A 20,462-nucleotide genomic window follows, 5' to 3' on the forward strand; every position below is an offset into this window, starting at 1 on the left:
GATTTTTTTCGTCAGTCCGGCCCAAGCACTTGGCTACTGTGCATGGGGTTGTTTTCGCAAAATTGACTACTCGAGCTCGACCACCTGGCCGTTCGAGAGCGAGACCCGCCGGTCCATGCGGCCGGCCAGCTCCATGTTGTGGGTCGCGATCAGCATCGAGACCGAGGTCGCCTTGACCAGCTGCATCAGCGCCTGGAACACGTGATCCGCCGTGTGCGGATCGAGGTTTCCGGTCGGCTCGTCCGCAAACAGCACCCGCGGCGCGTTGGCAACCGCGCGCGCGATCGCGACGCGCTGCTGCTCGCCGCCGGACAGTTCGGCCGGGCGATGGGTGATGCGATCGCCGAGGCCGAGATAGCCCAGGATCTCCTTGGCGCGCTTGACGCTCTCCGACTTCTTCAGGCCGCGGATCATCTGCGGCATCATGACGTTCTCCAGCGCCGAGAACTCCGGCAACAGCCGGTGCGACTGGTAGACGAAGCCGATATCGGTGCGGCGGAGCTGGGTGCGCTCGATGTCGGGCAGCTGCGAGGTCGGCGCGCCCGAGACATAGACCTCGCCGGAATCGGGCGCTTCCAATAGTCCCGCGATGTGCAGCAGCGTCGACTTGCCCGAGCCCGACGGCGCCACCAGCGCGACCGACTGCCCGGCCCACAGCGCGAGATTGGCGCCGTCCAGGATCGTCAGCGGCACCTCGCCCTGCAAGTACTGCCGCTTTATCTCGTGGAGATAAATGACCGGTACGTCTTCCGCCCCCTGCTGCTGCTCCATCAACCCCTCACTCGTACCGCAGCGCTTCGACGGGATCGAGGCGCGCGGCGCGCCACGACGGATACAGCGTCGCCAGGAACGACAGCGTCAGCGCCATGATGACGACGGCCGTGGTCTCGCCGACGTCGATATCGGCGGGCAGTTTCGACAGGAAATAGAGCTCCGGCGAGAACAGCTCGGTCGAAGTCAGCCAGGACAGGAATTGCCGGATGGATTCGATGTTGAGACAGATCACGAGGCCGACGATGAAGCCGACCAGCGTGCCGACCACGCCGATCGAGGCGCCCGTGATCAGGAATATCCGCATGATCGAGCCCTGCGAGGCGCCCATCGTGCGCAGGATCGCGATGTCGCTGCCCTTGTCCTTCACCAGCATGATCAAGCCGGAGACGATGTTCAGCGCCGCGACCAGCACGATCATGGTCAGGATCAGGAACATCACGTTGCGCTCGACCTGGAGCGCGTTGAAGAAGGTCGAATTGCGCTGCCGCCAATCGACCAGGAACACCGGCCGCCCGGCCGCCTCCGTCACGGCCTGACGGAAGGCGACGATCTGATCGGGATTGGTGGTGAACACCTCGATCGAGGTGACGTCGTTGCTGCGGTTGAAATAGGCCTGCGCTTCCGCGAGCGGCATGAACACGAAGCCGAGGTCGTATTCGGACATGCCGATCTCGAACACGGCGACGATCTTGTACGGTTTTATGCGCGGCGTCGTGCCCATGGGCGTGACCGCGCCTTTCGGTGCCACCAGCGTGATGCTGTCGCCGGCATGCAGCGACAGCTGGTCGGCGAGGCGCCGGCCGATCGCGACGCCCTGCCCCTCGTCGAAGCCCTCGAGCGAGCCCTGCTTGATGTTCTTGGCGATCGAGGTGAGGTTGTTGAGGTCGTCGGAGCGGATGCCGCGCACCAGCACGCCCGAGGCGTTCCACGGCGAGGACGCCAGCGCCTGGCCGTCCACGACGGGCGCGGCGAGCCGGATGCCTTTGACCTGGCTGAGGCGGTCGGCGACGTCCTTCCAGTCCGTCAGCGGCGATTCCAGCGGCTGGACCAGGATGTGGCCGTTCAGCCCCAGGATCTTGTCGAGCAGCTCTTTGCGGAAGCCGTTCATCACCGCCATGACGATGATCAGCGTCGCCACGCCCAGCATGATGCCGAGGAAGGAGAACCCGGCAATGACCGAGATGAATCCCTCCTTGCGGCGCGCGCGCAGATAGCGCGCCGACAGCATCCACTCGAAGGGCGCGAAAGGCGCGGTTGGCTTGGTCTCGGTCATGGTTTCATCCATCGCTTGATAATCCCATGATTCGGGGTCAATTGTGGCCGGATTGCCGGCCCATCATCGCGCGATGAACACTATTCAGCCGACGAGGCGGGCAACCGCGTCCGCAGGCGACATCGTCTCGCGGAAGCCGTCACTGCGCCGCTTGATCTCGACCTTGCCGTCGGCGAGGCCCTTCGGCCCGATCATGATCTGCCAGGGGATGCCGATCAGGTCGGCGGCGGCAAACTTTGCGCCGGCGCGCTGGTCAGTGTCGTCATAAAGCACGTCGACGCCCTTGGCCGTGAGCTCGGCGTAAAGCTTCTCGCAGGCCGCATCGACGGCCGCATCGCCCTGCTTGAGGTTGAGGATCGACACGCGGAACGGCGCCACCGCCTCCGGCCATTTGATGCCGGCATCGTCATGGCAGGCCTCGATGATGGCACCCAACAGCCGCGAGACGCCGACGCCGTAGGAGCCGCCGTGAATCGGCACATCGACGCCGTCGGGGCCCGCCACCAGGGCTTTCATCGCGTCGGAATATTTGGTGCCGAAATAGAAGATCTGCCCGACCTCGATGCCGCGGGTGTTCACCCGCTTGTCCGCGGGCACTTCCTGCTCGAACCGCGCCGCGTCGTGAACGTCCTCCGTCGCCGCGTAGACCGAGGTCCACTGCTTGATGATCGGCGTCAGGTCGCCCTCGTAGTCGACATCCGCGCCCGGCACCGGCAGGTCCAGCACGTCGCGATTGATGAACACGCCGGATTCGCCGGTCTCGGCCAGCACGATGAACTCGTGGCTGAGATCGCCGCCGATCGGGCCGGTCTCGGCGCGCATCGGGATCGCCTTCAGCCCCATCCGCGCGAAGGTGCGCAAATACGCCACGAACATCTTGTTATAGGCAACGCGCGCCGCGGCCTCGTTGAGGTCGAAGGAATAGGCGTCCTTCATCAGAAACTCGCGGCCACGCATCACGCCGAAACGCGGACGCTGCTCGTCGCGGAATTTCCATTGGATATGATAGAGATTCAGCGGCAGGTTCTTGTAGGACTTCACATAGGCGCGGAAGATCTCGGTGATCATTTCCTCGTTGGTCGGCCCGTACAGGAGCTCGCGCTTGTGGCGGTCGGCGATGCGCAGCATCTCCGGGCCATAGGCGTCGTAGCGGCCGCTCTCGCGCCAGAGGTCGGCGAGTTGCAGCGTCGGCATCAGCAGCTCCAGCGCACCGGCGCGATCCTGCTCCTCGCGCACGATCTGCTCGATCTTCTTCAGCACGCGGAAGCCAAGCGGCAGCCAGGCGTAGATACCAGCCGCCTCCTGCCGGATCATGCCGGCGCGCAGCATCAGCCGATGCGAGACGATCTCCGCCTCTTTCGGATTTTCCTTCAGGATGGGCAGAAAGAACCGCGACAACCGCATGGTAATACTCTGGGAATCAGTGGTGGGTTGCAGTGAAACCGGATTGAGAGCAAAAACACAAGACCGGGAATGAGGAAAAGCCGCTAACGCAACGGGATTCCTGTCATTTTTCCGTCGGACTTCAGGTTCGCCCTGAGCTGTGCCTCACCGCTCCGTGACATCGAGTTCATCTTCGAGCGTGATCTGCTCGAAGTCGGTCACCAGCGCGTCGATCCGCATATGCCAGCGGCCGGCGAACGGAAGCTCCACCTTGCGCACGTGCCAGTAGCCGTCGGGCCCCAGCGAGGCCTTCCGCTCCATCGGTTCGATGCCACGCTCGGGCAGGCTTAGCGTCAACGTCGCCTCCTTGGCCGCCAGCGGCGTCGCCTCGCCGGTCATCAGTTGGAGCACCACATCGTTAGCCCCCGCCTTGCCGGGCGAGACCAGCACCTGGAACATCGCCTTGTCGCTATGGATGTGGATCGCCAACGGCGTCTCCGGAACGATGGTTCGCGGCGGCGGCGTGAAGCGCCAGCCGGCGACCACGGCCAGGATGGCGAGAGCAATCGCACCTTCCAGCAGGATCGAGCGCCTGAGCGCGGGCGTCCCTGTCTCGTTTCGGGCCAGAGCCGGTGTCAACCGGAACCGATTGAGCGCGGCCAGCGCGAGCAATCCAGTGACCAGGACGAGCTTGGTCGAAAGGATCAGCCCGTAGCGAGTGCCGACCAGCGCTTCCGGCCTTTCGAGCTGAACGATCGCGAGCGCGAGGCCGGTCAAGGCCAGCACGCCCACCGCGAGCGCAGCAATGCGGGAAAAGCGGTTCACAATCGGGAGCGTCGCCATCGTCGGCTTCGACACCAGCACTCCGAGCGGGGCCAGCGCGCCGACCCAGAAGGCAACGCCGAGGCCATGGAGAAAGATCGCCGGCCGCGTCAACGCCTCGGGCGGCGCCGTTGCGGCGTGTCCGGTCATCGCGAGCGACAGACCGACACCGATGAACGCGATCATCGCAAGAGCGCGCGCAAACCACGCGCTGCACAGCGCCAAATACGCAAGCAGCATCGCTGCGAAGGCGACCAGCAGGGCAGGACCGGCGCTGGTCGCAAAAGCGACCTTCCAGGGACCAGCGGTCGCGAGAGCAGATAGTGGCTGCCCGAGAAGATCGAGCCCCAACGCGCCGACGGATGCCACCGCGCTCGCAAGGCCGACGGCGAGCGCCATGCGCGGGACTGCCATGCCGGTCGTCGACCACGCCACCCAGCGCGCGAAGAACACGCCGCCGACGCCGACGAACAACCCGATATAGAGACCGACCCGCGTCAGCCAGATCAGCGCGTTCAACCCGGCGTCCGCGGCGGCGGGCGGCTTCGTCGCCGTCGGCATGCCGACCGAGAAGATCACCGATCCCGTGACGGGATGGCCGTCCTGCGAGATCACGCGATAGCTGACGACCGCGGTGCCCTCAGGCAGATCCGCTGGCATCGCGACCGAAATCGTCTCGCCCGATGCGCTGACGCGCGCATCGTCCCTCGCCCGGCCCTTCCCATCGATCAGCCGGATCGCGCCCGGTGTCACCGGTTCGTTGAAGCGCAGTTCCACCGCCTTGGGCGCGGTCGCGAGCATGCTGCCGTTCGCCGGCTCGACCGCGACCAGTGCCGCGTGCGCCGACGCACCGCTTGCAAAGCCGGCAACGAGGAGCAGCGTCGCGAGCGCGGCGAGCAGGCGCATCAGGGTTTTGGCAACAGCTTCACGCCAGGCGCCGGCGACTTGCCCTCGGATTTGCCCTCGTGTGAATGCCCTGCCCCCTCGGCTGGGATCTCGATCCAGCGGCTGACGCCGGTCTCGCATTCCTGGACGACGGGAAAGTACAGAATCGTGTTCGGCTTGAGGCCGTCGGTGAGGAATGTGCTGAGGACGAACTCGTCATAGTTCTTGTCCGGCAGCTTGCCGCCGGACCATGCCACCTCCTTGACGCCGGAGGAGAGCTTGTTGCCGTGATAGTCGTATTCTCCGGCATATTTGCCCTCGACGACATCGACATTCCAGCCCGCCTTCGGCATCGGCTTCACCGCGATCACCCCTTCCGGAATCTGCACCCGGATCTTCACGGTCGGCGAGCCCGCGCAGCCATGCGGCACGGTGAAGACGGCCTTGTAGGATGCACCGATCCTTGCTTGCTTGGTCTCGAGCGAGACGTGCGCCGCCGCCGGCGAGGCGACGAGCGCGGCAATCAGGAACAGACAGGATCGCTTCGACATATCAGGTCTCCCGAGAGTCCAGGCCCGTCTCATTTCATTTTCATTCCCGAATGATCCGGCTTCATATCCATGTGACCGGAATGCCCGGCGTCGCCGGGGACCTGCGCGCCGACGCCCTGGACGTCGAGGGAGACGGCGACTTTGCCGGCCTTCTCGAATTGCAGTGTCACCGGCACCTTGTCGCCCTGCTTGAACGGGCCCTTGAGCTCCTGGAGCATCAAATGATAGCCGCCAGGTGCGAACTTGACCGTCTTGCCGGGCTCGATGGTGAGCCCTTTGTCGAGCGCGCGCATCTTCATCACGCCATTCTCGACGGCCATCTCGTGGATCTCGAACTTGCCGGCAATGTCGGCGGAACCGCCGATCAACCGGTCCGGCGCCGTTCCCTTGTTCTCGATGACGAGATAGCCGCCGGCGACCTTTGCGCCGCCCGGTGTCGCACGGCTCCACGGCTGCGAGATGACGAGATCGCCGGCCTTGACGTCATCGGCCAGAGCGGGTGCTGCGGAGATCGCGAGTGCGAATGCAGCGAGCAGCACGTTTTTCGAGATCGTTTTCATTTCCGTATTTCCTTTGCAGAACTGGATTTCAGTGTTTGGAGAGTTGTTGCGCCGACCATTTTTCAAGGTCAGCGATTTCGGCAGAGCCTTCGATCGTCGTGATGGTCCCTTCCCGCGAGATGAGCATGGTGCGGGGGATGTCGCCCTGCCAGGCCGGATCGATCTCGAACCGCAAGCGCTCGACGAAGCCGTCGTTGAAGATGAAATTTTCGGTGGACGACAGACCCGCCTTGTCGAGCATCGATTGCGTCGCCGCCGGCAGGTTCGGCACGAGATCGGCGCTCACAGTGACAACGTCGATCTCCGGATGTTCTTTTGCAAACTGCCCGAGCAGCGGCAGTTCGACCTTGCAGGGGCCGCAGGTCACGCCCCAGAAATGCACGAGCACGGGCCGGCCGGCGTGCCCCCTGAGGACGCCTTGCCAGCTGCCGCGTTCGAACGGCTTCAAGGCGGGAGATGTGCCGAACGCAGCCGCAGATGCGATCAGGACGCCGAGACTCACAATGCCGGCAAATCGAAATCTCATGGCTGGTCCTCGATGGCTGTGAGGCGATAACCATCCGCCTTCGTCATCCATGACAAATAGGTCTGCTTGCCGTTGGAGACGAGCAAGGGGTGATCGGACGTGTCGCCCGTGGTCGCTATCGTCCTCGGCGGCGACCAGGTCTCGCCATCGTCGTGGGAGACCGTCAGCTGGACCGACGTCTTCTCGCCGTCGAACTCCTTCCAGACCATCACGGTCCCAGCAGGACCTGCGAGCACGAACGGCCGCGTCGGATTGCGGCCCGGCTGGCCCAGCGCCATGGGCGCGGAGAAGGTGCGGCCTTCATCGCGGGAGTGCGCGTAGAACAATCCCTTGCGCGCCTTGCCGTTGGTGTACCAGGCGACGTGATAGGTCCCGTTCGGCGCAACGGTGAGGCTCGGCCCGTGATGTGGACAGGCATTGATCTGCCAGTCGTCAACGCTGACCCTGCGGACTTCACCTGGTGTCGCAACGTCCGGGAAGGTCATGACCGCGTGGTCGCGCACGCCACCCTCGAAAATGTTCCTGAAGATCACGACAGGCCGTCCGGGCGCGGCGAATGCCAGCCCCAACCGGCAGCACTCGCAGGTGCCCTCACGCGCCAGCTTTGCTTCCGCGTAGGTGGTACCGCCGTCGCTGGACGAGGTGAAGAACAGCCCGGCTCCCTCGTATTTCTGTCCCGCCTCCTTCGCAAGAGTGCGATTGCGCTTGTCCAGCCAGGCCGCGAAGACCGTTCCATCCTGATCGAGCGCCAGCGCCTCGAACCGCTGGCTCTCATTATTTGCGCTGATGGGCTTCAGTTCGGCAAAGCTCTTCCCGCCATCGGCCGAGCGCGTGTAAAGCACCTGACCGTTGAAGGCCTCGTCCCTGAAGGTCGAGAACGCGAGCGCAATGCCGCCCTTGCGGTCGACCACGATCTTCGGCCGCGCGTCCGGTCCCCAATCGAGGTTGAGCCGTTTCGACGTGACCTGGGTGGGCGGTGAAAAGCTGCGGCCCGCATCCTGCGAACTAGCGACCGAGACCTGCCCTCCCGCCATCCAGACCAGCCACAACTTGCCGTCCGGACTGAAGGCAGGCGTCACCTTGGTGGCACACCGCAGAGTCGGTTCCTCGCACGCAGCTTCGGACACATGCGGGGCGCGCATCTGTGCAAGCGCCGCACTTTGCAGGAACATGCAGGCGACGATCCCGAGCAGGCCGGTTCGGGTCATGCCCCACTCCCTTCGAGAAGCCCGGATCATTTGAATGCCACCTTCATACCCGCAACGAATGTGCGCGGCGAGCCCGCATAGATCGACCCAGCCGTGTTCGCAAGCGCGCTCGCAGAACTCGGAAGACCTCCCGTCACCGTATTGGCGATGTTGTTGGCCGAGGCGACGTAAGTACGGTCGAACACGTTCCTGACTTCGAGAAACAGGTTCAGGGATCTGAACGTGTCGGACAGCAGATCCGTCTTGTAGTGGACGTTCGCATTGACGAGCTCATAGCCCGGCGCCTTCAACAGATTTGCATTGTCCATGTAGAAGGAATCCTTCCACTGGATCTCGACGAAGCCACCGAGACCGGTCAGGGGGCCGGCGAATTCGTCGTAGCCAATTCGAGCCGTCAGCTCGTTGGGCGATATTCCGGGGATCTTGTTGCCGGCCCGGTTGAAGCTGAACACCGCGCCGTTGGTGATGTTCTCGACATATTCGGTATAGACCTCGTCGAGATAGGTGTACGCCGCCATGAACCGCCAGCCCGGATAGAACTTCCAGTCGGCGGCAAGCTCGATGCCGCGATGTTCCGAGCGCGGCGCGTTGAACGTATAGGAAACACCGGCAATCGGGGTCGCCTGACTGACGATCTCGTTGCGGAAGAATTCGTAAAAGCCGGTCGCGCTGAGCTTGAGCGTGTTGTTGGGAGTCCAGTCGAAACCGAGATCGTAGCCCAAATTTTTCTGGACCTGGAGCTGGGTATTGTTGCCCGACAAGCCAGTCGGAAGGACAAAGAGATTCGAAACCTGCGGAGTGCCATATCCAGTGGCGACCCGTCCGCGGAAGAGCCATTCGTTGTTGAGATTGTAGAGCAGCGCCAGTTCTGGCGCTGCATTTTGAAACTGCCGGTCTGCCGTCGTCAGCGTCGTGGTGGTGATGCCGCTGGGGCCGGCATAAGCATACGCCGTATTGACGCCTTTCAGCAGGGTCGTCTCCCAGCCGATACCGGCAACCGCCGTCAACGCAGATGTGAGCTTGAGCTCTTCCCTGACACGTACGCCAAAATTTGTCGTTTCACTGTGGAGGTTGCTCGACAGCCTGCCGAGCGTCGCGTTGCCTCCGGGCATCACGTTTCGCGTGTCGCTCGATGCCGTCAGAGTATTGTAGAAGGCGCCAAAGAACGCAGTGGACTCCAAGCCTAATATCTCTCCGCGCTTGGTGAGATCGCTCATGTAATTATACGACGGAAAATCGCCGATCGCACTGGTCGAGCCGGTGGGCTGACTGATGTTCCGGTCGTCAAACACGAACTGGTTACGCCACGTCGTCGTATTGTCGAAGTCGTGCTCCCAACGGCCGCCGACGATGGTTCGGCGATCGTTTCGCCCGAGCCCGGCCTGCGTGGCGGTCTCGGTGTCCTTGCCGCCGTTGAAGCCGTTGTTGAAAAGAGACACGGTGGGACATCCGGCCGTCCCCGTGCCGGTCGTGCAACCCTGCTGGAAGGGATTGGTGTAGAACTGGTTCAGCGACTGCCGAAGCGGCAGCCGCGCGCTGAGATCGTTGTTGATGATCTTGACCGTGAAGCGGTCGTCCGGCGTTGCCTTGAGCGTGCCGAGGAAGTTGACGGTCTGCGTATTGAACCAGCTGTTGCCGATATAGCCGTCGCCCCGTGTGTCGCTCGCGAACAGGGAGCCCTCGAAGTTCCCGACCTTCTTGCCGGCCGCCAGGTAGTTGTTGAGGTAACCGTAGCTGCCGCCATCGACGCCGTATTCGACACCGTCGATCGTGCCACCCGGCCGTGTGCGAAAATTGAGCGCGCCGCCGGTCGCATAATTGCCGTAGAGCGCCGACGAGGGGCCACGGATCACGTCGATCGCACTGTAGGCGTGCGGATCGATCAAGTCGCTGCGCGACAGGCCGTCCGGCTGCGTCACCGGGAAGCCGTCGTCGAAGATCACGAGATTGCGGATCGCGAAACCGTTCCGGGCGTTGGATCCGCGAATCGAGATGCCGAAGTCGCGCGGGCCATTACCCTGCTTGATCGAAATACCCGGGCTGTCCCGCAAGACGTCGCCGACCGAAAACGACGGGCGGTTGTCGAACTGGCTGCGATCGATGGTCGTCGCGGTCTGGCCGGCCGGCGCTTGGTTGAGACCGGCCCGCGCTGCGCCGGTGGACATGATGTTGTTTTGCCCCTGGGCGCCATCGGTCGCGGTCGGCGCGACCGGCCTCGCTGCCCGCGACGCCGAAGCGGAGCGTTGCCGCGTTGGCCGGGTGATTGGTTTGGCACGGGACGTTTTGGGCGCCTCGACCGTCACTGCGGGAATCGCTTCCGAGGCAGCCTGGGCGAGCGCGTCTGAACCGATCGGGGACACCAGCCCGAAAAACAGGGGCAAGCCGGCGCGCCCCATCGCACGAATGCGTAACATCTCTTGAATTCCTGACATCCGGCATTGCGGCCGGTCCATTAAGCACGCCGTCGGCACGACAATTGCGCGCACCAACGGTTCGATTTGTCGCTACGTCAGGAAAATTGAGGTGGGGCGCGCGCCTGGGCGCTCGGACCCTTGGGAGCGGCGATGGCCGACGCATCCGCCGGCTGCCACACCACGCGCTCGGCATGGCGGAACGGAATCGAGAGTCCCGCGTGGGTCGGCGAATCGAGCGAGGCGCCCGCCTGAGCCAGGCAACACAGGGCGCACGCGCCCGCACGCGCGGTCGGGGTGCCGGTCCGATCGTCGAGGCCGCCCTGTTCGTTCGCACTGTGGCAGATGACGGCGGCAGACAGCGGATCGGCAACGGCCCGGCCGGTCGCCCAGCACGCGGCAATCGGCGCCAGCACCTGCATCACCAGGGCGAGCAGGACCAGGGGGAGGAATTTCTGTAGCCGCGCGTGCATCCGCCGAACCATTCGTTCGCCGGCTAACTAAACACCGCGCCGGGCTCAAGTCGAGATCAGTTCCGCCGCCTTCTTGGCCCAGCGCAAATTTGTCGAAAATCGAGGTCCGACGACTCCATTATCGCCAAGCGTCCGGTATTTGAGGCAAATCAAGGGGTCGGGCATCCACAAATTTCTTATATTTGTCATACACTTGCGGGACCAAAAGCCCGATCATTTCGTCTATTGCTCGAATTTTGAACATTCGTTGCTGAAAATGATGACAAGTGAGAAAAGTTGATCTAGCATCCCCTTGCTCAGGCTGGCCGCGAGGTCGAAGTCTGGTGGTCCAAGTCTCGGGAGGAGCCCCTGGCGCGCAAAACGCAGCGTCGCCCCGTCAATCAAGAGCAAATCTTAGAATCGGGGATAATAGGGTCGACACAATTTTCGAGCGGGGCTAGGGCCCCGCTCTTTTTTTGTCCGCATGGCACTTCTGCCGATGAATAAGTCCCCCAATCCGGTCGAACTCAGCTTTGAGCTCGTGCCCTTGCGCTGCACCGATCTCACGCCGCTGGTCTATCAACGCCTGTTCGACGAACGTCCCGAAACGCAGGCGATGTTCCGCTCGCAGGGCGGCGACCTCGTGAAGGGATCGATGCTCGCGCTGACGATCGGGGCGATTCTCGATCTGGCCGCTGAGCGTCGCGGGCAATTCCGGCTGATTGCCTGCGAGCTTGCCTCGCACGACGCCTATGGCACGTCGCGCCAGCTGTTCATCGCCTTCTTCGCGGTCATCAGGGACACGCTGCGCGATCTGCTCGGCGATGAATGGTCCATCGAGATCGCGCAGGCCTGGGACACATTGCTCACCGACATCGACGCACTCACCGGCACGACAGCCTGACGCTTTGCGCTGCACCAACGCGGCTTGCTGCGAGCGCAGCGAGTGATTGCAGATTGAGTGGCGTCAACTCTTGTGAGACACTTTCGGACATCGGTTGCGCAATCAATGACGCGCCGACGATAAAATTTATGGGAGCGAGCGATGTCCGGGACGAAAGATTTCTCGACGACGAGGCGCGATCTTCTTCAGGCGGCTGCGACCGCCGGCGCCGGAGCTGCCCTGCTCGGCAGCATGGGCATAAACCCTGCATTGGCCGCCGAGGTCGGGCGAAGCGAGAAGCCGCTGAAGGCGGCGTTCTCCAATGCGGGCCTTCAGGCCACCTGGTGCGCGCAAGGCAAGCAAGCCGCCGAATTCTGGGGCAAGCTGTTCAATGTCGAGGTCACCTGGTTCGACGGCCAGCTCGACGCGGTGAAGCAGCGCGCGGCGATCGACAACATGGCCTCGCAGAAATGGGACTTCGCCGCGATCCAGGCCTTCGGCATCGGCACCCTCACCCAGCCCGTGCAGAAGATGATCGACGCCGGCACGCCCGTGATCGATATGGACACGCTGATCGCACCGCTCGACCAGATCAACGTCCACTCCTTCCTCGCCCCTGACAACGAGTTCATGGGCGCCTCTGTGACGCAGGCGCTGTGCAATGCGATGGGCGGCAAGGGCAAGATCATCATGACGCAGGGCGCGCTCGGGCATACCGGCGCGCAAGGGCGGGCAAAAGGCTTCACCAACACGGTGAAGCAATTCCCCGGCATCGAGGTGCTCGACACCCAGCCGGCCGACTGGGACGTCTCCAAGACGGCGCGGCTCTGGGAAACCTATCTGACCAAGTACCCGCAGATCGACGCGGCGTTCTTCCACAATGACGACATGGCGCTTGCCGCCGCCAACATCATGAAGGCGCGGGGCCGCACCAACATCCTGATCGGCGGCGTCGATGCCATGCCGCCGGCGATCCAGGCGGTAAGCGAAGGCCGTATGTTCGCGACCGTGCGCAATCCGTCCTGCCGTATCCATGGCGGCGCCATCATCGCTGGCGTCTCGGCCGTTGTCGGCGGCGAAAAGAGCGGAAAGGGCATTCCCAAGAACGTCGTCACCGACGGCCCGGTCGTAACCAAGGCCAACGCCGCCGGGATGCAGTGGATGCAGGATCACTTCCTGATCTGAGCCTCCAATATCTGAGCTTTCATGCGAGAGGATCGTTCGCCCATCCTTGAACTGCAGGGCATCACGAAGAGCTTCGGCGGCGTCGAAGCGCTTCGTGGTGTCGACTTCGCGCTCCACGCAAGTGAGATCCACGGTCTCGTCGGCGAGAACGGCGCGGGAAAAAGCACGCTGATGAAGATCATCGCCGGCGTGCACACCGAATTCTCCGGCCGCTTCCTGATCGACGGCCAGGCGACGCATTTCCGCTCGGCGCGCGATGCGCACGCGGCCGGCATCGCCATGGTGCATCAGGAACTCTCCGTCGCACCCGACCTCACCGTCGCGGAGAATGTCTTCCTCGGCAACCAGCCGACCAACGCCCTCGGCCTCGTACAATGGCGGCGCATGGCGCGCGAGGCCGGTGAGCAGCTGGCACGACTGGGTCTCGACGTCGATCCGATGAGCCGGCTCGGCGACCTCTCGATCGGCCTGCAGCAGCTGATCGAGATCGCGCGCGTGCTGTTCTCCGGCGCCCGCATCGTCATCCTGGACGAGCCGACCTCCGCCCTCTCCCCGCCCGAGGTCGAGCGTCTGTTCGCGACGCTGCGGCGGCTGCGCGAAGAGGGTACTGCAATCGTCTTCATCTCGCATTTCATCGAGGACATCCTGCGCGTGTCGGACACGGTGACCGTGTTCCGCAACGGGCGGAAGGTCGCGGAGACCGCGAGCGCCGCCACCAGCAAGGGCGCGCTGATCGAGGCCATGATCGGTCGCGGCGGCGAAGCGCTCGAGCACAGCTACAGCGACGATCTGATGCTGCCAACGCCGAGCGACAGCCCGGTGGTGCTCAAAGTCGACCAGCTGTCGCTGGCGCGCAGCCTGAAGGACATTTCCTTCGAGGCCCGCGCCGGCGAGGTGCTCGGCATCTACGGCTTCATGGGCTGTGGCCAGCAGGAATTGTCGCGCATCCTGTTCGGCAAGCTGAAGCCGGACGCCGGCACGCTTGCCGTCGAGGGTACGCCGAAAACCTTTGCCAGCACGGCGGCGGCGCGGCGCGCCGGAGTGGCGCTGGTGCCCGAGAGCCGGCGCGACATGCTGTTCCACCAGGAGCCGGTCTACAAGAACATCTCGATCAGCATTTTGGACCGCATCTCGTCCCTGCTGCTCAAGCCGGCGCAGGAGCGCGATATCGCGAAGCGTCAGGTCGAGCAATTGCAGATCCGGCCGCCGGTGGTCGGCCTCGACCTCGGCATGCTCTCCGGCGGCAACCAGCAGAAGGTGGCGCTGGCAAAATGGCTGACCTATCCGCCCAAGCTCCTGGTGCTGTGCGAGCCGACCCGCGGCATGGATGTCGGCGCCAAGAACGACGTCATCAACATCGTCCGCGACCTCCGCGCCAAGGGGCTCGCCATCATCGTGCTGTCGACCGAGCCGGAAACGGTGCTGTCGCTGGCCGACCGCATCCTCGTGCTCAAGCGCGGCGTATTGGTGCGGGAATTCAAGAACGAGCCGGTCAGCAAGGACCGCCTGCTGGAGGCGGCGTGACGGAGAAGCACATGAGCAGTGAGACGGCTTTGGCGGCGGGGCAACGGGCGCGCGGGCTTGCGCCCTTCCTGCGCTCGCAGATGCGCAACATCGCCCCGTTCCTCACCCTGATTTTCCTGTCCGGCTTCTTCGCCCTTGCCAGCCCCTCCTTCGCGACGCTCGACAATCTCGGCAACATCCTGACGCAAGTATCGGTCACCGGCATCATCGCCGTCGGCCTCACCTTCGTGATCCTCTGCGCGGAGATCGATCTCTCGATCGCCAGCATCGCCAACGTCACCGGCATCGCGGTCGCCTATTTCACGCTGCAGGAATCCTACGTCAACATCGCCAACATCCCCCTGCCCGGTGCGGTCGCGATCCTGCTGTCGATCCTGCTCTGCGCCCTGCTCGGTCTCGTCAACGCGCTGGGGCTGACCGTGATCGGCATCCCCTCCTTCATCATGACGCTGGCGATGATGCAGATCGCCGCCGGCATCTCCGCGCTGCTGGTGCGCGGCCAGATCGCCTACAAGGTGCCGAGCCTGATCACCACGCTCGGCTCGGGCTCGATCGGCGGCATCCCCTGGCTCGTCATCGTTGCAGCCATCATGCTGCTCGGCGGCCATCTGGTTCTGACCTACACCCGCTTCGGCCGCTACGTCTACATGGTCGGGGGCAATCGCGAGGCGGCCGAATATTCCGGCCTCAACGTCAAGCTCATCCTGGGTGCCGTCATGGTGATCTCGGCGGTGTGCTCGGGCATCGGCGGCATGCTCGGCGTCGCTCATTTCGGCAGCGCGCAGCAGAACGAGTTCGACACCTACTTGCTCGACTCCATCGCCGCCGTCGTGGTCGGCGGCACCAGCCTTTTCGGCGGCCGCGGCGGCATCGGCAACACCATCGTCGGGCTATTCGTGCTCGGCGTTCTCAATAACGGCCTCGACCACGTCAACATCGACAGCTTCCTGAAGATCCTGATCCGCGGCCTGATCCTGCTGGCGGCGCTGGTGATCAATGTCTATGCGCAGCGGCTGAGGGAAAGGGCGGTGGAGTAGACCGCCTCAAAGTAAAAATCGCGAAAACAACCCCATGCACAGTAGAAACTGTGTGGGATCTTAGCCGCTTATCGAAGCCGCAATTGCGTGACCGCCGCCTTTCGCAACGTCTTCAGCCCGACAATTCCGGCTGCCAATCCCGCAGCTTTCGCGCGGCGCCGGCGACCTCGGCGATCGTCCGAAATGCCGCCGCCTCCACCATCATCGCCCGTGCGAGCCGGACGGCGCGCGCCTCGCTGACGGCCCGCTTGCTCGGATCCTCGATCAGCTCGAAGTCGATGTTATGGGCGAGACCGAAGATGCGGCGGATGGTTTTCGCCGCGGCGAAACCGACAGTATCAGTGAACAGCCGCTGCATGTAGGCTTGGCGCTCGGCTTCCAGCCGCGCGGCGCCCCGCTCGCCGGCGAAGAGCGAGGCAGGATAGGCATCGCCCGCGGCGCCTGCGCGCCAGAGGTCGAGGAACTTGCGCGAAAACTCGTTCCAGACGTTCTCGACCGTCGCCAGCACCCAGGACTCGAATGCGGCCCGCTCGCCCGGCGCGCGCTCATGACCGGTCGAGGCAAAATAGGCCATCAGGAGGTTGGCGATCACGGCGCCAACGTCGAACCCCATCGGGCCATAGAACGCGAATTCGGGATCGATCACCCGCGTCTGGCTGTCGGTGACCATGATCGATCCGGTGTGGAGATCGCCATGCAGCAGCGCCTCGGGGCTTGCCATGAACTTCAGCTTGAGCCGGGAGACGGCAACGTGTAGCTCCATGTCGTCGCGCAGGCTGGCGGCGAGCGCATCGAGATATGGCGCGGTCCAGCGATTTTGTTCGGCGATGCGATAGGGATCGGTGAAGATCAAATCCTCGGTGATCTTGCAGAGCGCATGATTGCCGGCGAACGCGGCGATGCCCTCCTTCTTCTCGGCCGCAGACAGCGCGAGGTCGGAGGTGAAGAACAGCGTTCGCGCCATGAACGTGGTGATGTCGTCCACGAATCCGGGATATTGCGTTCCCGCAACCAACCCCTTGCGCATGATGATGTGGGGTTCGAGCAGCTCCATCACCGTCAGCGCCAGATTGTCGTTGTGATGCAGCAAGGCCGGCACGAGGCCGGGCGCGAGCTGGGCCTCCCGGGACAGAGCGAGATATTCGTAATGCGCCCGCGACAGCGGCAACGGCCAGCTCTCGCCGACGAGGCGCACGTAAGGCAGCGCCTGCTTCACGGCGACGCCGCCACTCGCGCCCTTGACGATGAAGACGAGGTTGAGATTGCCGTCGCCGACCTCGGTGATCTCCCAGCCGGCGGAATCGCCGAGGAGCGCTTTCAGGTCCGGCAGGCCTGCGAGATAATCCCGCAAGGCCGCCTCATGCAGAATACGATAATCCCCGGCCTGCTCCTGCGCCATGACGATCCCGTCCCATCTGCTGGGCCGGATCGTTACTCCCGCTCCAGGAAGCTCGAGCCGATCTCGGCCTTTCTTTTGATCGGATCGTAATCGCAATAAACGAGATCCGCCACCAGCGTGTAGCTGGCGCTGACGTTGTATTTGTCCAGCTTGACGGAGTTCAGCCCGATCACCGAGGTGCTCTTACCCCCGTTCCATTTGAACGGCGTCGAGCTCTTGGCCTGCTCGCAGGCCATCACGGCTTCGTTGAAGACGTAGCCCTCGACGAACGCCTTCAGGGTGCGCACCTGCGCGGCCATCTTCCATTCGACATAGCCGACGGCACCGAGGCCGGCGACGATCAGCACCAGAAGCGCGATGACGATCCTCTGAAAAGTCATTCGGTCCCCCCAAAGCAATATCGAAAAAATCTAGAACGGCATGCCCATCAATTTCGACAGGCGCTCGATCGAGAGATAGCCGGCGTGATAGGCGACCATCGCGATCCCGTAGATGATTGCCGAGATGATGGTGGTCCAGATCAGCTTGCTCCTCATCCGGGTCAGGATCGGCGCGCCGGGGTCGGTGCCGGGCGCGCCGACGTTATCCTCGTGCTGGCTGCGCACGCCGAACGGCAGCGTCAGGAACAGTGCGACCCACCAGATGACGAAGTAGATTGCGATCGCGGTCGATATCTGGATGGCCATGGCGCGGCCTATGCCTGCTCGATTTCGACCAGCGCGCCGGAAAAATCCTTCGGATGCAGGAACAGCACCGGCTTGCCGTGGGCACCGATCTTCGGCACGCCGTCGCCGAGCACCCGCGCGCCCTCCTTCACCAGCGTGTCGCGCGAGGCGATGATGTCGACGACTTCGTAACAGACGTGGTGGATGCCGCCGTCGGGGTTGCGCTCGACGAATTTTGCGATCGGTGAGGTCTCGCCAAGCGGCTCGATGAACTCGATCTTGGTGTTGGGCAGCGTCGCGAACACGGTGATGACGCCGTGCTCTGGCAACGGCACGGCTTCCGAGATCTGGGCGCCGAACGCCGTGCCGTAGATCTTCGCAGACTTGACGGCATCCTTGGTCGCGATCGCGACATGGTTGAGCCGGCCCAGCATGGTTCTCTCCCGTTAAACTGTCAGTACGTGTACCAGACAGGGAGGCTTTTTGCCCCAATGTTCGTTGATGACGGCCCGGACGGCGCGACGCACCGACTCGCCCAAGGCGTCGGCATCGCGGCGGCGCGCCTTCGGCAGGCCCTCGATGGTGGAGACCACGGCATCGAAGACGAGGTCGTCAAAGGGCTCGCCTTCCCTGGTCTTCTCGGGAATGCCGACGAGATCGACTTCGGGATCGTCGGCCAGCTCGCCCTGCTCGGTCATGGCGATGGCGACGAAGGCGCAGCCGGAAAAGGCCATACGGCGGCGCTCGACCACGGCGCGGGATTTGGAATCCTCCAGGATCGTGCCGTCCTTGTAGAGACGGCCCGAGGGCACTTCGCCGATGATGCCGGGATCGCCGGGGCCGAGCTTGACGAGGTCGCCGTTGCGAATGACCAGGACGCGCGGCACGCCGGCGGCGCGCGCCAGCTTGGCGTGCTCGTGCAGATGCAGAGCCTCGCCGTGGACGGGGATCAGGAGCTGCGGCCTGACCCAGGAGATCATGTCGCGCAATTCGTCGCGGCGCGGATGGCCGGAGACGTGAACGAGATGATCGCGGTCGGTGATGACCTCGACGCCCTGGAGGACCAAATTGTTGATGATCGACCCGACGGCCTTCTCGTTACCAGGGATGGTGCGAGACGAGAAGATGACGCAGTCGCCGCGGTTCAATGTGATCTCGGGATGGTCGTCATTGGCAATACGCGCCAGCGCGGCACGGGCCTCGCCCTGGCTGCCGGTGCAGAGCGCCAGGACTTTGTCGTGCGGCAGATGGCCGTAGACGTCGGTCGAGCGGAAGTTTTGCACGCCGTCGAAATAGCCGGTCTCGCGCGCGACTTGCGACACGCGCTCCATGGCGCGGCCGACCACGACGACCTCGCGATCGGCGGCCCGCGCCGCATCGGCGACGGCCTTGAGGCGCGCGACGTTGGAGGCAAAGGTCGTGACCGCGACACGGCCCTTTGCTGCCTTCACCAGTTCGGTGATGGTTCTGGCAACCTCGGCTTCGGAAGGCGAGCGGCCGTCGCGCACGGCGTTGGTGGAATCGCCGATCAGGGCGAGCACACCCTCATCGCCCAACTCGCGCAGCCGCTTCTCGTCGGTCGGGCGGCCAATGATCGGGGTCGGGTCGATCTTCCAGTCGCCGGTGTGCAGCACGATGCCGGCGGTGGTGTGGATCGCCAGCGCGTGCGACTCGGGAATCGAATGCGCAACCGGAATGAACTCGACGTTGAACGGGCCGATATCGACGCGCCCGCCGGATGGCACCACCGTCACCGGGATCTTCGGCGCATTGCGCTCGGCCGCAAGTTTGGCCTCGAACAGCGCCGCGCTGAACTGCGTCGCGTAGATCGGGCATTTCAGCTTCGGCCAGAGGTCGATGATGGCGCCGAAATGATCCTCATGGGCGTGCGTCAGCACGAGGCCCATCAGGTTCTTGCGCTCCTTCTCCAGGAAGCTGATGTCCGGCATGATCAGGTCGATGCCGGGCAGATGCTCCTCGTCGCCGAAGGAGACGCCGAGATCGACCGCCATCCAGGCGCGCTGCTGGCGGCTGCCGAGGCCGTAGATCGACAGGTTCATGCCGATCTCGCCGACGCCGCCGAGCGGCGCAAATACCAGTTCCTCAGGTTTCGCCATCACGCAGCTCCCACGGAGGCGACAGGGCCAAAGAACACTTCGCCCGCGGCGACCGGCACCCGGCGGCCCTCCGCGGTGCGGACGATCAGGCAGCCGGTGTCGTCGATCGTGTCAAAAATGCCGTCCAGCGTCGTCGCTCCCGTGTTGATCGCGACCCGCTCGCCGAGACCGGCGGCGCGCTCCAGCCAGAGTTTTCGGATATCAGCAAAGCCGCGTCCATTGTCCCAGATGCCCCGGAACTCGACCCAGGCGTCCGACAGCGCCGAGAACAGCTCCTCGGCACTGATCTGGACGCCGAGCGCGGCCAGTGAGATGGCAGGTGTGGGCGTTCCCTCGGGCGCGCCCACGACATTGGTGCCGATGCCGACGACGATGGCGAGACGGTCGCCGACGGCCTCAGCCTCCAGGCCGATGCCGACGAGCTTCTTGCCGTTCGCCAGCACGTCGTTGGGCCATTTCAGCGCGTAGCGGGGACGGCCCTCACCGAGGCGCAGGGCGGCCTCGAGGCTCACCTTCTCGAGCGCGGCTTCTTCAGCGAGCCCGGCGGCAAAGCCGATGGTCGCGGCGACGGCCGGCGCCACGTCCAGGACCTCCAGGATGCTGGCGGCGAGATTGCCCTTCGGCGCGATCCAGGCGCGTTGACGGCGGCCGCGGCCGGCAGTCTGTTCCGACGTGACGAACCACATCGGGCCGCGCTCGCCGCGCCTCGCGTGCTCGATCGCCTCGGTATTGGTCGAGCCGGTCCGCTCGAAGGCCGCGAGCCTGTAGCCCGCGGATGATGCGCGAGGACCGAGCGCGAAAGCCATC

At 64.1% G+C, this 20,462-nt stretch carries 20 protein-coding genes; 4 read left to right on the forward strand and 16 right to left on the reverse strand.

All coding sequences use genetic code 11. The annotated features are described in order from the left end of the window. Positions 1–66: 66 nt before the first annotated feature. The 10 genes from CIT39_RS19045 to CIT39_RS19090 all read right to left on the reverse strand — a co-directional run bounded on the left by CIT39_RS19045 (position 67) and on the right by CIT39_RS19090 (position 10,878). Positions 67–771 (reverse strand): ABC transporter ATP-binding protein, encoded by a 705-nt coding sequence (locus tag CIT39_RS19045; protein WP_094977691.1) that lies wholly within the window; start codon positions 769–771, stop codon positions 67–69. A 7-nt stretch (positions 772–778) separates the two neighbouring features. Next, positions 779–2,059: a lipoprotein-releasing ABC transporter permease subunit gene (locus CIT39_RS19050; RefSeq protein WP_094977690.1), complete on the reverse strand. Its 1,281-nt coding sequence runs from the start codon at positions 2,057–2,059 to the stop codon at positions 779–781. Between the two features lie 72 nt (positions 2,060–2,131). Then, a complete protein-coding gene (gene proS, locus CIT39_RS19055) occupies positions 2,132–3,451 on the reverse strand; it encodes a proline--tRNA ligase (RefSeq protein WP_094977689.1) in 1,320 nt (439 codons plus the stop codon). 144 nt (positions 3,452–3,595) lie between these two features. Further along, positions 3,596–5,158, reverse strand: coding sequence for a copper resistance CopC/CopD family protein (locus CIT39_RS19060; RefSeq protein ID WP_162308580.1), 1,563 nt, complete (start codon positions 5,156–5,158; stop codon positions 3,596–3,598). After that, positions 5,158–5,688, reverse strand: coding sequence for a YcnI family copper-binding membrane protein (locus CIT39_RS19065; RefSeq protein WP_148667328.1), 531 nt, complete (start codon positions 5,686–5,688; stop codon positions 5,158–5,160). The genes CIT39_RS19060 and CIT39_RS19065 overlap by 1 nt, the downstream gene beginning before the upstream one ends. Positions 5,689–5,717: 29 nt before the next feature. After that, complete coding sequence (locus CIT39_RS19070) at positions 5,718–6,248, reverse strand: copper chaperone PCu(A)C (RefSeq protein ID WP_094977687.1); 531 nt, start codon at positions 6,246–6,248, stop codon at positions 5,718–5,720. A gap of 28 nt (positions 6,249–6,276) precedes the next feature. After that, a complete protein-coding gene (locus CIT39_RS19075) occupies positions 6,277–6,774 on the reverse strand; it encodes a TlpA family protein disulfide reductase (RefSeq protein WP_094977686.1) in 498 nt (165 codons plus the stop codon). Next, positions 6,771–7,982, reverse strand: a complete 1,212-nt coding sequence (locus CIT39_RS19080; RefSeq protein ID WP_094977685.1) for a sialidase family protein — start codon at positions 7,980–7,982, stop codon at positions 6,771–6,773. The genes CIT39_RS19075 and CIT39_RS19080 overlap by 4 nt, the downstream gene beginning before the upstream one ends. A gap of 26 nt (positions 7,983–8,008) precedes the next feature. Then, the gene (locus tag CIT39_RS19085; RefSeq protein WP_094977869.1) at positions 8,009–10,147 is read right to left on the reverse strand and encodes a TonB-dependent receptor family protein; all 2,139 of its coding nucleotides are present in this window, start codon (positions 10,145–10,147) and stop codon (positions 8,009–8,011) included. 344 nt (positions 10,148–10,491) lie between these two features. Further along, positions 10,492–10,878, reverse strand: a complete 387-nt coding sequence (locus CIT39_RS19090; RefSeq protein ID WP_094977684.1) for a DUF2946 family protein — start codon at positions 10,876–10,878, stop codon at positions 10,492–10,494. Between the two features lie 466 nt (positions 10,879–11,344). On the opposite strand from CIT39_RS19090, the gene CIT39_RS19095 reads away from it, so the two are divergent. From CIT39_RS19095 to CIT39_RS19110, 4 genes are all read left to right on the forward strand, one after another. After that, positions 11,345–11,749, forward strand: coding sequence for a globin (locus tag CIT39_RS19095; protein WP_162308581.1), 405 nt, complete (start codon positions 11,345–11,347; stop codon positions 11,747–11,749). 141 nt (positions 11,750–11,890) lie between these two features. Then, positions 11,891–12,913: a sugar ABC transporter substrate-binding protein gene (locus CIT39_RS19100; protein WP_094977682.1), complete on the forward strand. Its 1,023-nt coding sequence runs from the start codon at positions 11,891–11,893 to the stop codon at positions 12,911–12,913. A 21-nt stretch (positions 12,914–12,934) separates the two neighbouring features. Next, a complete protein-coding gene (locus tag CIT39_RS19105; protein ID WP_094977681.1) occupies positions 12,935–14,437 on the forward strand; it encodes a sugar ABC transporter ATP-binding protein in 1,503 nt (500 codons plus the stop codon). An 11-nt stretch (positions 14,438–14,448) separates the two neighbouring features. Then, positions 14,449–15,474, forward strand: a complete 1,026-nt coding sequence (locus tag CIT39_RS19110; RefSeq protein ID WP_094977868.1) for an ABC transporter permease — start codon at positions 14,449–14,451, stop codon at positions 15,472–15,474. A 112-nt stretch (positions 15,475–15,586) separates the two neighbouring features. Here CIT39_RS19110 and mtnK read toward each other — a convergent pair whose 3' ends face one another. The 6 genes from mtnK to CIT39_RS19140 are packed head-to-tail and all read right to left on the reverse strand — an operon-like array spanning position 15,587 to position 20,461. Beyond that, on the reverse strand, positions 15,587–16,873 hold the full coding sequence (gene mtnK, locus CIT39_RS19115) for an S-methyl-5-thioribose kinase (RefSeq protein WP_094977680.1): 1,287 nt from the start codon (positions 16,871–16,873) through the stop codon (positions 15,587–15,589). Positions 16,874–16,905: 32 nt separating this feature from the next. Further along, positions 16,906–17,253, reverse strand: coding sequence for a hypothetical protein (locus CIT39_RS19120; protein ID WP_094977679.1), 348 nt, complete (start codon positions 17,251–17,253; stop codon positions 16,906–16,908). A 30-nt stretch (positions 17,254–17,283) separates the two neighbouring features. After that, entirely contained in the window at positions 17,284–17,559 is a 276-nt protein-coding gene (locus CIT39_RS19125) for a DUF1467 family protein (protein ID WP_094977678.1), read from the reverse strand. Positions 17,560–17,567: 8 nt separating this feature from the next. Then, on the reverse strand, positions 17,568–17,972 hold the full coding sequence (mce, locus tag CIT39_RS19130) for a methylmalonyl-CoA epimerase (RefSeq protein ID WP_094977677.1): 405 nt from the start codon (positions 17,970–17,972) through the stop codon (positions 17,568–17,570). A gap of 12 nt (positions 17,973–17,984) precedes the next feature. Then, positions 17,985–19,655, reverse strand: a complete 1,671-nt coding sequence (locus CIT39_RS19135; protein ID WP_094977676.1) for a ribonuclease J — start codon at positions 19,653–19,655, stop codon at positions 17,985–17,987. Continuing rightward, positions 19,655–20,461 carry a biotin--[acetyl-CoA-carboxylase] ligase gene (locus CIT39_RS19140; RefSeq protein WP_094977675.1) on the reverse strand — a complete coding sequence of 269 codons (807 nt, stop codon included), beginning with the start codon at positions 20,459–20,461 and terminating at the stop codon, positions 19,655–19,657. Before CIT39_RS19140 ends, CIT39_RS19135 begins: the two co-directional genes overlap by 1 nt. Position 20,462: the final 1 nt, after the last annotated feature.

It is taken from the genome of Bradyrhizobium symbiodeficiens (genome assembly GCF_002266465.3).
Classification (GTDB): domain Bacteria; phylum Pseudomonadota; class Alphaproteobacteria; order Rhizobiales; family Xanthobacteraceae; genus Bradyrhizobium; species Bradyrhizobium symbiodeficiens.

Excerpts from the sequence above, each read along its gene's own strand:
- CIT39_RS19125 (WP_094977678.1), bottom strand. The coding sequence starts at position 17,559 with ATGGCCATCCAGATATCGACCGCGATCGCAATCTACTTCGTCATCTGG.
- CIT39_RS19090 (WP_094977684.1), bottom strand. The coding sequence starts at position 10,878 with ATGGTTCGGCGGATGCACGCGCGGCTACAGAAATTCCTCCCCCTGGTC.
- CIT39_RS19105 (WP_094977681.1), top strand. The coding sequence starts at position 12,935 with ATGCGAGAGGATCGTTCGCCCATCCTTGAACTGCAGGGCATCACGAAG.
- CIT39_RS19140 (WP_094977675.1), bottom strand. The coding sequence starts at position 20,461 with ATGGCTTTCGCGCTCGGTCCTCGCGCATCATCCGCGGGCTACAGGCTC.
- CIT39_RS19085 (WP_094977869.1), bottom strand. The coding sequence starts at position 10,147 with ATGTCCACCGGCGCAGCGCGGGCCGGTCTCAACCAAGCGCCGGCCGGC.
- CIT39_RS19045 (WP_094977691.1), bottom strand. The coding sequence starts at position 771 with ATGGAGCAGCAGCAGGGGGCGGAAGACGTACCGGTCATTTATCTCCAC.
- CIT39_RS19050 (WP_094977690.1), bottom strand. The coding sequence starts at position 2,059 with ATGGATGAAACCATGACCGAGACCAAGCCAACCGCGCCTTTCGCGCCC.
- CIT39_RS19100 (WP_094977682.1), top strand. The coding sequence starts at position 11,891 with ATGTCCGGGACGAAAGATTTCTCGACGACGAGGCGCGATCTTCTTCAG.
- CIT39_RS19095 (WP_162308581.1), top strand. The coding sequence starts at position 11,345 with ATGAATAAGTCCCCCAATCCGGTCGAACTCAGCTTTGAGCTCGTGCCC.
- proS (WP_094977689.1), bottom strand. The coding sequence starts at position 3,451 with ATGCGGTTGTCGCGGTTCTTTCTGCCCATCCTGAAGGAAAATCCGAAA.
- CIT39_RS19075 (WP_094977686.1), bottom strand. The coding sequence starts at position 6,774 with ATGAGATTTCGATTTGCCGGCATTGTGAGTCTCGGCGTCCTGATCGCA.
- CIT39_RS19110 (WP_094977868.1), top strand. The coding sequence starts at position 14,449 with ATGAGCAGTGAGACGGCTTTGGCGGCGGGGCAACGGGCGCGCGGGCTT.
- CIT39_RS19065 (WP_148667328.1), bottom strand. The coding sequence starts at position 5,688 with ATGTCGAAGCGATCCTGTCTGTTCCTGATTGCCGCGCTCGTCGCCTCG.
- mtnK (WP_094977680.1), bottom strand. The coding sequence starts at position 16,873 with ATGGCGCAGGAGCAGGCCGGGGATTATCGTATTCTGCATGAGGCGGCC.
- CIT39_RS19120 (WP_094977679.1), bottom strand. The coding sequence starts at position 17,253 with ATGACTTTTCAGAGGATCGTCATCGCGCTTCTGGTGCTGATCGTCGCC.
- CIT39_RS19080 (WP_094977685.1), bottom strand. The coding sequence starts at position 7,982 with ATGACCCGAACCGGCCTGCTCGGGATCGTCGCCTGCATGTTCCTGCAA.
- mce (WP_094977677.1), bottom strand. The coding sequence starts at position 17,972 with ATGCTGGGCCGGCTCAACCATGTCGCGATCGCGACCAAGGATGCCGTC.
- CIT39_RS19135 (WP_094977676.1), bottom strand. The coding sequence starts at position 19,655 with ATGGCGAAACCTGAGGAACTGGTATTTGCGCCGCTCGGCGGCGTCGGC.
- CIT39_RS19070 (WP_094977687.1), bottom strand. The coding sequence starts at position 6,248 with ATGAAAACGATCTCGAAAAACGTGCTGCTCGCTGCATTCGCACTCGCG.
- CIT39_RS19060 (WP_162308580.1), bottom strand. The coding sequence starts at position 5,158 with ATGCGCCTGCTCGCCGCGCTCGCGACGCTGCTCCTCGTTGCCGGCTTT.